The following is an 11,481-nucleotide window of genomic DNA, read 5'->3' as shown; positions in this document are numbered from 1 at the left end:
GCTGCCATCCGGCACAGGCCCCGACCCAGGAGCGCACCTCATGTTCGACCGCGACCGGAAGCACCCGTACCCCGATGCCCTCCGGGCGGACGCGGCGCCCGCGCCGCACGCGCTGCTCGCGCCGGTCACCGGGCTCCTGGGCACCTGGACAGGCCGGGGCCGCGGTACGTACCCGACGCTCGCCGAGGAGTTCACGTACGAGCAGGAGGTCACCTTCAGCCACGACGGGCGCCCGTTCCTCCACTACGAGGCCCGCGCCTGGCTGATCGACGCCGACGGGACCCCGCTGCGGCCCGCCGCCCGGGAGAGCGGCTGGTGGCGGCTGCAGCCCGAGGGGCGGATCGAGGCGCTGATCACCCAGCCCACCGGGATCGCGGAGATCCTGGTCGGCGGCGCGGCGGACGGCGGGATCGACCTCGCCACCCATCAGGTGGCGCTCACCCCCACCGCCAAGGAGGTGACCGGCAGCCGTCGCCGCTACACCCTGGCGGACGACGGCACGCTCGACTTCCGCCATGACCTCGCGGCGGTCGGCCAGGCGCTGCAGCACCACCTTTCGGCGAGCCTCCGACGCGAGAACGGGAACTGAGTCCATGCAGCGTGTGAGCGACGACGATCCGTACCTGTGGCTGGAAGAGGTGTCCGGCGAGGCCGCGCTCGCCTGGGTGGCCGAGCGGAACGCCGAGACGGCCGACGTCCTCGTCGCCGACCCCGCCTTCGCGCCGCTCAAGGAGCGCGTCCGCGAGGTGATGGACGCCGCGGACCGGATTCCGTACACCGTCCGCCGCGGCGCCCACCTCTACAACTTCTGGCGCGACGCCGAGCACGTGCGGGGGGTGTGGCGGCGCACCACCCTGGAGCAGTACCGCAAGGACGCCCCGGAGTGGGAGGTCCTCCTCGACGTCGACGCGCTCGCCGCCGCCGAGGGCGAGAAGTGGGTCTGGGACGGGGCGCGGGTCCGCCGCCCCGAGCACGACCGGGCGCTGGTGCGGCTGTCGCGCGACGGCGGGGACGCCGTGGTGGTCCGCGAGTTCGACCTCGCGGACCGCGCGTTCGTCGAGGACGGCTTCCACGTGGAGGAGGCGAAGACCCGGATCGGCTGGATCGACGCCGACACCGTCTTCGTCGGGACGGACACCGGCCCCGGCTCGCTGACCGACTCCGGCTATCCGCGGCAGGTCCGCAGGTGGCGGCGGTCCACACCGCTGGAGGAGGCCGAGCTCGTCTTCGAGGCCGAGCAGGAGGACGTGTCGGCCTGGGGATACCGCGACACCACGCCCGGCTTCGAGCGGGACTTCGTGGGCCGCTCCCTCGACTTCTTCCGCAGCGAGACGCACCTCCTGCGGCCCGACTCCACGCTCGTCAGGATCGACGTGCCCGAGGACGCCGTCGCCTACGCCCACCGCGGGCATCTGATCGTCACCCTGAAGTCCGACTGGCTCGGTCAGCCGACGGGTTCGCTCCTCGCCTTCGCCTTCGACGCCTTCCTGGCGGGCGACCGCACCCCCGAGGTGCTGTTCACCCCGGACGAGCGGACCGCCCTCGCCGGGCACGCGTGGACCCGTCACCACCTGATCCTGGAGACGATGCACGACGTCAGCACCCGCATCGAGATCCTCACCCCCGCCCCCGACGGCGGCTGGACCCGCGAACCCCTCGTCGGCGTACCGGAGTTGTCCGCCGTCAGCGTCGTCGACACCGACCCCGACGTCTCCGACGAGTACTTCCTCGACGTATCGGGATTCCTGCAGCCCTCCACCCTGTACCACGGGCGGATCGGCGCCGACACGGAACTCCTCAAGCAGGCACCGGACCGCTTCGACGCGGCAGGGCTCACGGTGCGGCAGCACTTCGCGACCTCCCTCGACGGGACCCGCGTGCCGTACTTCGTCATCGGACCCGACCACGCCGTCACCGGTCCCGGGCCCACCCTGCTCTACGGCTACGGCGGCTTCGAGGTCTCCCTCACCCCGTACTACACGTCCGTGACGGGCCGGGCGTGGCTGGAGCGCGGCGGCACGTACGTGCTCGCGAACATCCGCGGCGGCGGCGAGTACGGACCGGACTGGCACCAGGCCGCGCTGGGCGCGGACCGGCCGCGCGCCTTCGAGGACTTCGCGGCCGTCGCCGAGGACCTCGTCGCGCGGGGCGTCACCACCCCCGCCATGCTCGGCGCCTCGGGCGGCAGCAACGGCGGCCTGCTCATGGGCGCGATGCTCACCCGGTACCCCGGCCTGTTCGGCGCGATCGTCGCCCAGGTGCCGCTCCTCGACATGACCCGCTTCCACAAGCTCCTCGCGGGCGCGTCCTGGATCGCCGAGTACGGGGACCCGGACGACGAGGCCGACCTGCCGCACCTCCGGGAGATCTCCCCGTACCACCGGCTCGCGGCCGACGTGGTCTACCCGCCGGTGCTCCTGATGACCTCGACCCGCGACGACCGCGTCCACCCCGGGCACGCCCGCAAGACGGCGGCACGGCTGCGGGAGCTCGGGCATCCGGTCCTGTTCCACGAGAACACCGGCGGCGGCCACGCGGGCGCCGGCGACAACGAACAGGCAGCCCACAACAGCGCCCTCGTGCACACCTTCCTGTGGCAGCGGCTCGCGGGCCCGTCACACTGACCGGGCGCCACGCCGACCCGGCGCCATGCTGATCGGGCCCGGCGCCACGGTGGTCGGGCCCGGGCAGGGTGATCGGGCCCGCGCCACGGCGGTCGGGCCCGCATCACGCTGATCGGCCCCGGCGTCACAGCCAGCCGGAGCGCTGGGCCTGCAGGGCCATCTGGAACCTGCTCGTGGCGCCGAGACGGGCCATCAGGATCTGGATCCGGCGGAACAGCGTACGGCGGCTGATGCCCAGCTCGCGGGCGATGACCTCGTCGCTCGCCCCGCCGGCCAGCAGCCACAGCAGGCGCCGGTCGGCGGGCGGCAGGCCGCCCGGGCGGGCGGTGTGGCCGTGGAAGGGCAGTGCGTTCTGCCAGGCCTGCTCGAACAGCGCCACGAGCGCGGAGAGCAGGCCGCAGGGCTGCACGACCAGCATCGTGTTGTGGACGTCGGCCTCCTTGATCGACAGCGACACGAGCGCGTACGCCTCGTCGATGATCACCAGCTTCACCGGCACCGACGGCAGCACCCGGGCCTGCTCGCCGGCCTCGATGCAGGGCTCGATCGCCGACTCCAGGTTGCCGGGCAGCTCCAGCGACTCCCGCGAGTACACGACGCGCTGCGTCACCCCGCGAGCGAGGGTGGCCAGCGCGTCCTCGGTGGCGCCGGGCAGCGGGAAGTAGGGCGGGGAGTCGAGCTGGCGGATCTGCCGACGGGCACTGGCCCAGGCCTGCCGCATCCGGAGACCGATCGCGTCGCCGGTGACGATCTCCACGAGGTGGTCGTGCTCGCCGGCGAGCCGCTGCCGCCGGAACGACTCGAACGCGCCCCCGACCGTGATGCGTGACTCGTCGAGCTCGGCTGCCCGGTGCCGGCCGAGGATCTCCAGGCCGGCGGCGGGCGGCACGGGCGCCACGACGTCCCCGAGCTCCGCGGCGGCGCTCGCGAGACCGGCGTCGACCAGCGCGCCGTACGCCGCCGAGAGCGCGGCGCCGTCGAGCCCGGCCGCGGAGCCGATCGCACTCAGCGGGGCCGGCGCCCGCTCCAGGAGTTCCAGGTAGAGCCGGCCCGCGTCGTGATCGATCCCCAGCAGCCGGAGGGCCTCGCTGAGCTTTGCGTTCGCCATGCGCCGCATTATCGACGGCCCGGCGTCCGGTGCGGAAACCCGGCCCGGATGGCCGATCTGTGCCACTGGCGGTCCTGGGCCCCCGGCGGGCTTCGTGCGCAGTACTGTCCGGGTGCCGCCGAGGACCGGTGGCACCAGGAACCCACCGAGAAGAAGGTGCATCGCATGGCCAAGGGTCGCAAGAACGGGCTGTACGACGGAGTCTCCGAAGAGCTCTCCGCCCTCATGCGGACCGGCTGGGCCGACACGGAGCGTCACGACCTGGAGCCCGACGAGCAGGCCCCGTACGCGGCCGCCCGCCGTGCCGCCCTCTCGGCCCGCTTCCCCGGCGAGCGCCTGGTCGTCCCGTCCGGCAACCTCAAGACCCGCTCGAACGACGACCCGTACCCCTTCCGCCCGTACACGGGTTACGTGCACATGACCGGCGACCAGGCCCGTGACGGCGCCCTCGTGCTCGAACCCCGCGCGGACGGCGGCCACGACGCGTACTGCTACCAGCTGCCCCGCGACAGCCGCGACGACGACGAGTTCTGGATCGGCTACCACGCGGAGCTGTGGATGGGCCGCCGCCGCTCGCTCGCCGAGGCGGAGACCGTCCTCGGCCTGCCCTGCCGTGACGTCCGCACGATCACCGAGGACCTGGCCGCCGCCTCCACCGACGTCCCCACCCGCATCGTGCGCGGTCACGACCCGGCCCTGGAGGCCGCCGTCACCACCGACGAGGAGCGCGACTACGAGCTGGAGGAGGTCCTCAGCGAGCTCCGCCTCGTCAAGGACGCCTGGGAGATCGAGGAGATGCGCAAGGCCGTGGACTCCACGGTGCGCGGCTTCACCGACTGCGTCTCCGAGCTGTCCCGTGCGGTCGCCACGTCCGAGCGCTGGATCGAGGGCACCTTCTTCCGCCGCGCGCGCCTGGAGGGCAACGCCCTCGGCTACGGCTCGATCTGTGCCGCCGGCGACCACGCCACGATCATGCACTGGACCACCAACGACGGTCCGGTGAACCCGGGCGAGCTGCTCCTGCTCGACGCCGGCGTGGAGTCGAACACCCTGTACACCGCCGACGTCACCCGCACCTTCCCGATCAACGGCACCTTCTCCGAGGTGCAGCGCAAGGTGTACGACGCCGTGTACGAGGCCCAGGAGGCGGGCCTCGCCACCGTCAAGCCCGGCGCCCCGTACCGCGACTTCCACGAGGCGTGCCAGCGCAGCATGACGGCGAAGCTCGTCGAGTGGGGCTTCATCGAGGGCCCCGTCGACCGCGCCTACGAGCTCGGCCTCCAGCGCCGCTTCACCATGGCGGGCACCGGCCACATGCTCGGCCTCGACGTCCACGACTGCGCGCACGCGCGCAACGAGGAGTACGTCGACGGTCCCCTGGTGCCCGGCATGGTCCTCACCGTCGAGCCCGGACTGTACTTCCAGGCGGACGACCTGACCGTGCCGGAGGAGTGGCGCGGCATCGGCGTCCGGATCGAGGACGACCTGGTCGTGACCGAGACCGGCCACGAGAACCTGTCCGCCGGTCTGCCGCGCACCGCCGACGAGGTCGAGGCCTGGATGGCCAGGTTCGCGGGCTGAGCCGCCGGCGCCCCCGCCACGCCCGGCAGCCCGCCGGCCGCGGCGCGTAGGCGGGGTGCCCGGCGGAGGGGCGGCGGCCGTGAGTCGATCACGGCCGCCGCCCCTCCTTTTTCGTCCGTACGTTCGGGAACGGGGGGTCCGTGCGGCTCCGACCGGCCCGCATATTCACCGATTCAGGTGACAGGGGCCGAGGCGAAACGTCCCTCCCCCCGAGGACGCGGCCACGCTCGACGTGACACATGGATCCACCCTGTGGAGCGTCCGATGCAGCTGATTCCCCGTCACGACCCGCACCTCGTCGTCCGCTCGACCGGCGGACACACCGTCGCGGCGCTCCACGGTGAGCTCGACCTCGTCCTGGTGCGGCACCTGCGGCCCGAGCTCGACGCCCTCGTCCGGGAGTCCCAGGCCCTGACCCTCGACATCCGCAGGCTCACCTTCTGCGACGCCACCGGACTCGGGCTGCTCGCCCACTGCGCCGGGCGGACCCAGGCACGGGGCGCCCGCTGGCGACTCGTCTGCGACCAGCCGTGGATCCTCCGGCTCATCCGCCTGACCGCGCTCGGCGACCTCCTCCGTCCTGAGGCGACGGCGCCGGGGGTCGGGCCGACGCCCGGGCCGCAGCTTCAGTCGGGCGGCTGCCCGCCCGGCGCGGCGTCGCCGGGCGCCCGGCCCGCCGAGCCCGGGGTGACGAGCCCGGTCTCGTAGGCGGCGATGACCGCCTGGGCCCGGTCGCGCAGCCGGAGCTTCGACAGGATGCGGGCGACGTGCGTCTTCACCGTCGCCTCGCTCAGCCGGAACCGCGCGGCCAGCTCCGCGTTCGTGAGGCCGCGCGCCAGCGCTTCGAGGACCTCCAGCTCCCGCGGGGTGAGCGTGGCGAGGTCACGGTGCAGGGGAGCCGTCCGTGCCCCGGTCCCCGCGAAGCGCTCCACCAGCCGGCGCGTGATCGCCGGCGCCAGCAGGGCGTCCCCGGAGCGGACCAGCCGGACCGCCGCCGTCAGGTGCTCGGGGGTGACGTCCTTCAGGAGGAAGCCGCTCGCGCCGGCGCCGAGCGCCGCGTACACGTACCGGTCGAGGTCGTACGTGGTGAGGACCACGATCCTCGGCGGGGCCGCCTCCTCGGCGAGGATCCGGCGCGTCGCCTCCAGGCCGTCGGTGCCCGGCATCCGGATGTCCATCAGGACCACGTCGGGCCGGGTCCTGCGGACCGCGGAGACGGCCTCGTCGCCGTCGGCGGCCTCCGCGACCACCTCGATGCCGTCGGCGGCGAGGATCATCCGGAAACCGGTCCGCACCAGGGCCTGGTCGTCGACGATCACCACGCGCGGCGCGTCGGTCACGGTCACGGGGCCTCCACGGGAATCACCGCGCGGACCCGGTACCCGCCGCCCGGACGCGCGCCCGTCCGCAGCGTACCGCCGTAGATCGCGAGCCGTTCGCGGAGACCGAGCAGACCGTGCCCGCCGCCGGGTTCCGGGTCCGCGGACCCCCGCGCCCGCCCTCCCGTGTCCATGACCTCCACCAGCAGCCGGTCCGGGCCGTACTCCACGGTGACGGACACCCGCGCGCCCGGCGCGTGCCTGACCACGTTCGTCAACGCCTCCTGCACCACGCGGTACGCGGCCAGGTCCACCCCGGCCGGCAGCGCGGCCGGGACGCCCCGCGTCTCCACCTCCACCGGCACCCCCGACGACCGCACCCGGTCCGTCAGCTCCGTCAGCCGGTCCAGACCCGGCTGCGGTGCGAGATCCACGTCGGCCGCCGGATCGGGACCGTCCGCCGCCATCGTCAGCAGCCCCATCACGTGCCGCAGTTCCGACATGGCCGTCCGCCCGGCCTCCTCCACCGCCCGTATCGCCTCCCGGGCCTGGTCGGGGGAGCTGTCGAGGACCATGCGCGCGGCCCCGGCCTGGATCGTCATCATGCTGACGTTGTGGGTGACCACGTCGTGCAGCTCCCGGGCGATCCGGGAACGCTCCGCCTCCACCGCCCGGTGCAGCGCCGCCTCCTGCTCCTCCCGCAGCTCCCGCGTCCGCTGCCGCCACAGATGGACGCCGTGCGTGGCGAGGGCCAGCGGCAGCAGGACGAGGACGAGCACGAGGCCGCCGTCGACGTCGGGCACCAGCGGCAGGACCGCGTACGGCACGAGGCCGGCCGCGAGCGAGGCCGACACCGCCTTGCGGTGCGGGCTGTACATCGCCGCGCTGTACGCCGCGACGAGACCGGACACGAAGGTGACCTTCGTGGCGTCCTCCGAGACGTCGCCGAGGTGCAGCAGGACGGCGGCCCCGGTCACCACCCAGAAGACGGCGAGCGGGAACCGGCGGCGCAGCACCAGCGGCAGCGCCGTGAGCAGGGCCGCCGCCATCTCCCAGGTGTCGACCGGGGGCAGCACGTGTTCCACGGCGGGTACGGGATGGGGCGCGCCCGTCTTCCAGGGGACCGCCGACGGCAGGGGAGGCGGCAGCAGTTCACCGGTGACCGGGTCCGGCACCGGCGGCGGGGCCGGAAGGTCGTCCAGGTCCGGCCACACCTCCACGTACGAGCGGTTGAGGTCGCCGATGACCGTCGCGATCGCGAGCGCCAGGGCGAGCAGCCCGTCGGCCGCCCACGCCCAGCGGGACAGCGCGGGCGCCGCCCCCAGGGGCCGGCGCCCGCGCGCCCGGTCGATGAATGCCTCGTACCTGCTCACCGGCTCAGTGTGGCAAGCGGGGCGAGGAAGCGGATCAGCCCGTGGGAGCAGGGCCCTGCCCGGAGGGCGTACATCCCGGGGATGACGCGGCCGCACCTCCACCGCGCGCGGTACGGATCTTCGGCACCGCGGCCGACGCGCGTCCGGGGCCGCCGCTCCTAGCGTCGGTGCGGCGCCGAATCGATGCGGCGCCGAATCGATGCGGGGGCGATTCGGTGCGGGGGCGAGCCGGCATCGGTGCCGTGCCGCCGAGCCCGCGTCGCACGGGAGGTGCCGTCCGGGCGCTTCCGTACATCCCATCCGGCCATCCCCGCCCATCCCCGTTCCGCTACCCGAGCCCTGGAGGGCGCATGTCCGAATCCGACCACCTGATCGACCTGAGCGAGGTCGGCAGGACGTACGGCGACGGCCTCGTCGCCCTCGACGAGCTGTCCCTCACGGTGCGGCGCGGCGAGGCGCTCGCCGTCCTCGGCCCCTCCGGCAGCGGCAAGTCGACCCTGCTCAACCTCCTCGCCGGGCTCGACCGCCCGAGCAGCGGCCGCGTGACCGTGGACGGGCTGCGCGTGGACCTGATGGGCGAGGCCGCGTCCGCGAAGTACCGGCGGAGCCGGATCGGGATGGTCTTCCAGTTCTTCAACCTCCTCGACGACCTGACCGTCCTCGACAACGTGCTGCTCCCGGCCCAACTGGCCGGCGCCGACCGGGCCCGTTCGGCGGCCCGCGCCGCCGAACTCCTCGACCGGCTCGGCATCGCCCGGCACGCCCGCGCCCACCCCGGCCGCCTCTCCGGGGGCGAACGCCAGCGGGTCGCCGTCGCACGGGCCCTGATGAACCGTCCGCCCCTGCTCCTCGCCGACGAGCCCACCGGCGCCCTGGACAGCGCGTCCGGCGCGGACGTCCGCGAACTGCTGCGCGAACTCAACGCCGAAGGCCAGACCATCGTCCTCGTCACCCACGACCTGGCCCTCGCCGAGGCGTGCGCCACCCGCACGATCGAACTCGTCGACGGCCGCCTCGCCCGGGACGTCACGGCGGTGACCCGATGAGCGCCCGTACGCACGACCGCACCGTGCCGGTCACCGGCACCCGGCGCGGTGGAGCCCTCGGCCGGGTCGTCCGCGCCGGGGTCGGACGGCGCCGGACGCAGACCGCCGTGATGGTCCTGACGACCCTGCTCTCGGTCGCCGCCGCCGTCCTCGCGGTCGGTCTCCTCGTCGCCTCCGCCGCCCCCTTCGACCGGGCCTTCGCCCGCCAGCACGGGGCCCATCTGACCGTGGAGTTCGACGGCTCCGCCGTCTCCGCCGACGGACTGGCCGGCACGGCGCGGGCGCCCCGGGTCGCCGCCGCGGCGGGCCCCTTCGGCGTCGTCTCCGTGCGCCTGCGGTCGGACGCGGCCGCACCGCCCGGCTTCGCACCGCCGCCCCTGACGGTCGTCGGCCGGGCCTCCGCCGCGGCCCCCGTGGACGCGGTCGCCCTGACCGAGGGCCGGTGGGCCCTGGCCCCCGGGGAGATCGTCCTGGAGAGGGGGGCCGCCGGGCAGGGCCTGGGGATCGGGTCCCGGATGTGGGCCGGCACCCTGGAACTGACCGTGGTCGGCATCGGCGCGTCGGCCGGCGCGAGCGCCGACGCCTGGGTCGTACCGGCGCAGCTCACGCCGCTCGCGGGTGAGCGGCGCCCCGCGCTCCAGATGCTCTACCGGTTCACCGGGGCCGACACCCGCGCCGAGGTCGCGGCGGGGCGTGCGGCGATCACGGCCGCCGCCCCGGCGGGCGCGGTCGCCGGCACCCAGTCGTACCTCGACGTCCGCGAGGCCGTCCAGGAGAGCACGGCGGCCTTCGTCCCCTTCGTCTCGGCCTTCGCGCTCCTCGGACTCGCCCTGTCCGTCCTGGTCATCGGCATCGTGGTGAGCGGCGCGGTGTCCGCCGCCACCCGCCGGATCGGCATCCTCAAGTCCCTCGGATTCACCCCGTTCCAGGTCGGGCGGGCGTACGTGGCCCAGGCCCTGCTCCCGGGCTCCGTCGGGGCCCTGCTCGGCGTGGCCCTCGGCAACGCGCTCGCCGTGCCCCTCATGGCGGAGGTCGCCGAGGTGTACGGGACGACGACCGTGCCGATCCCCCTCCGGGTGGACGTCCTGGTGCCCGCCGCCGCCCTCGCGCTGGTGACCGTCACCGCCTTCGTCCCGGCGCTGCGGGCGGCCCGGCTGCCGACCGCCTCCGCCCTCCGCGTCGGTCCGGCCGCCGGCGGCGCGCGGGGCCGCCGGATCCGCGGGCTGCTCGGACGGCTGCCGCTGCCCCGCCCCGTCACCCTGGGCCTCGCCGGGCCCTTCGCCCGCCCCGCGCGCTCGGCGACCACGGCCGCGGCCGTGACGTTCGGCGCCCTCGCGGTGACCTTCGCGGTGGGGCTCGGCAGCACGCTCGTCGCGGTCAAGGCAGACGGGGATCCGGACCGGGGCGGTGACGTGACCGTCCGTACCCTCGCCGGGCCCGGCGAGGGCCCGGGCGAGAGCATGCCGCGGGAGCCCGCCGACCCGGCGGCCGTGGCGGCGGAGATCGGCGAGCTCGCGGGGACCGGGACCGTCTACCGGACCGTCCGCACCCGGATCGGCGTCGCCGGACTCAAGGGCGGCGCACCGCTCGTCGCGTACGAGGGGGACACCGCGGGAAGCCGCCACACGATGGTCTCGGGCCGCTGGTTCGCGGCCACCGGGGAGGCGGTGGCCGCGACGCGCTTCCTGCGCGCCACGGGCCTGCGGGTGGGAGAGACGGTCGCCCTGTCGGAACAGGGGCGCACGGTCCGGGTCCGGATCGTCGGCGAGGTCTTCGACCTGGGCGACGACGGCATGACCCTGCGCACCACGACCGGGTCGGTCGCCGCGCTGCACCTCCGCTACCAGCCCGCCGACTTCGCCGTCACGGTCGCCGCCGGCACGGACCCGGCGGAGTACGCGGCGCGCCTGGAGGGGGTCGTGGGGCCGCTCGGCGCCCAGGCGGCCGTGACCGACGAGAGCAGGTCGAGCGTCATCATGGCCATGCAGGCACTGATCGTCATGCTCACGGTGATGCTGGTCGTGGTGGCCTGTCTGGGGGTGCTCAACGCGGTGGTCCTGGACACCCGCGAGCGGGTCCGCGACCTGGGCGTCTGCAAGGCCCTGGGGATGACCCCGCGCCAGACCGTCGCCCAGGTCCTCACCTCCGTCGGCGGCATCGGCCTGGTGGCGGGCGCGGTCGGCGTACCGCTGGGCGTGGCGCTCCACCGCTGGGTGATGCCGGCGATGGGCCGCGCGGTCGGCACCACGATCCCGCCCGCCGACATCGACGTGTACGGCGTGCCCCTGCTGGCGCTGCTCGCCGCCGCCGGCGTGGGGATCGCGATGGTCGGAGCCCTGCTGCCGGCCGGCTGGGCGGCGCGTACGGGCACGGCACGCGCGCTGCGGGCGGAGTGACGAGGGGGCTGGGACGCCCGCCCGCCGGGCGTGT

The 11,481-nt window shown here is 74.8% G+C and carries 9 protein-coding genes; 6 read left to right on the top strand and 3 right to left on the bottom strand.

Annotation, left to right across the window (positions count from 1 at the left end):
• The first annotated feature begins 40 nt into the window (after window positions 1-40).
• Together OG580_RS04310 and OG580_RS04305 are read left to right on the top strand one after the other, a co-directional pair.
• Complete coding sequence (locus OG580_RS04310; RefSeq protein ID WP_267042302.1) at window positions 41-589, top strand: FABP family protein; 549 nt, start codon at window positions 41-43, stop codon at window positions 587-589.
• A gap of 4 nt (window positions 590-593) precedes the next feature.
• A complete protein-coding gene (locus OG580_RS04305) occupies window positions 594-2,624 on the top strand; it encodes a prolyl oligopeptidase family protein (RefSeq protein WP_267042301.1) in 2,031 nt (676 codons plus the stop codon).
• A 124-nt stretch (window positions 2,625-2,748) separates the two neighbouring features.
• On the opposite strand, the gene OG580_RS04300 is transcribed toward OG580_RS04305, so the two are convergent.
• Window positions 2,749-3,732: a LuxR family transcriptional regulator gene (locus OG580_RS04300; RefSeq protein WP_267042300.1), complete on the bottom strand. Its 984-nt coding sequence runs from the start codon at window positions 3,730-3,732 to the stop codon at window positions 2,749-2,751.
• A 165-nt stretch (window positions 3,733-3,897) separates the two neighbouring features.
• On the opposite strand from OG580_RS04300, the gene OG580_RS04295 reads away from it, so the two are divergent.
• Both OG580_RS04295 and OG580_RS04290 read left to right on the top strand, forming a co-directional pair.
• Window positions 3,898-5,313, top strand: a complete 1,416-nt coding sequence (locus OG580_RS04295) for an aminopeptidase P family protein (protein ID WP_267042299.1) — start codon at window positions 3,898-3,900, stop codon at window positions 5,311-5,313.
• Between the two features lie 264 nt (window positions 5,314-5,577).
• Window positions 5,578-6,021 (top strand): STAS domain-containing protein, encoded by a 444-nt coding sequence (locus OG580_RS04290; protein WP_267042298.1) that lies wholly within the window; start codon window positions 5,578-5,580, stop codon window positions 6,019-6,021.
• Here the strand turns inward: OG580_RS04290 and OG580_RS04285 are convergent.
• Entirely contained in the window at window positions 5,940-6,653 is a 714-nt protein-coding gene (locus tag OG580_RS04285; RefSeq protein WP_267047889.1) for a response regulator transcription factor, read from the bottom strand. The genes OG580_RS04290 and OG580_RS04285 overlap by 82 nt on opposite strands.
• Window positions 6,654-6,655: 2 nt before the next feature.
• Window positions 6,656-8,005: a sensor histidine kinase gene (locus tag OG580_RS04280; RefSeq protein ID WP_267042297.1), complete on the bottom strand. Its 1,350-nt coding sequence runs from the start codon at window positions 8,003-8,005 to the stop codon at window positions 6,656-6,658.
• Window positions 8,006-8,355: 350 nt separating this feature from the next.
• Between OG580_RS04280 and OG580_RS04275 the strand changes: the two genes are divergently transcribed.
• The gene (locus tag OG580_RS04275; protein WP_267042296.1) at window positions 8,356-9,051 is read left to right on the top strand and encodes an ABC transporter ATP-binding protein; all 696 of its coding nucleotides are present in this window, start codon (window positions 8,356-8,358) and stop codon (window positions 9,049-9,051) included.
• Window positions 9,048-11,447, top strand: a complete 2,400-nt coding sequence (locus tag OG580_RS04270; RefSeq protein WP_267042295.1) for an ABC transporter permease — start codon at window positions 9,048-9,050, stop codon at window positions 11,445-11,447. Before OG580_RS04275 ends, OG580_RS04270 begins: the two co-directional genes overlap by 4 nt.
• Window positions 11,448-11,481: the final 34 nt, after the last annotated feature.

This window comes from Streptomyces sp. NBC_00094 (assembly GCF_026343125.1).
Taxonomy (GTDB): domain Bacteria; phylum Actinomycetota; class Actinomycetes; order Streptomycetales; family Streptomycetaceae; genus Streptomyces.
This window is presented reverse-complemented; position numbering and strand designations above follow the sequence as displayed.

Coding starts and splice junctions, on each gene's coding strand:
- OG580_RS04305 (WP_267042301.1), top strand. CDS start 594: ATGCAGCGTGTGAGCGACGACGATCCGTACCTGTGGCTGGAAGAGGTG.
- OG580_RS04300 (WP_267042300.1), bottom strand. CDS start 3,732: ATGGCGAACGCAAAGCTCAGCGAGGCCCTCCGGCTGCTGGGGATCGAT.
- OG580_RS04295 (WP_267042299.1), top strand. CDS start 3,898: ATGGCCAAGGGTCGCAAGAACGGGCTGTACGACGGAGTCTCCGAAGAG.
- OG580_RS04275 (WP_267042296.1), top strand. CDS start 8,356: ATGTCCGAATCCGACCACCTGATCGACCTGAGCGAGGTCGGCAGGACG.
- OG580_RS04290 (WP_267042298.1), top strand. CDS start 5,578: ATGCAGCTGATTCCCCGTCACGACCCGCACCTCGTCGTCCGCTCGACC.
- OG580_RS04270 (WP_267042295.1), top strand. CDS start 9,048: ATGAGCGCCCGTACGCACGACCGCACCGTGCCGGTCACCGGCACCCGG.
- OG580_RS04310 (WP_267042302.1), top strand. CDS start 41: ATGTTCGACCGCGACCGGAAGCACCCGTACCCCGATGCCCTCCGGGCG.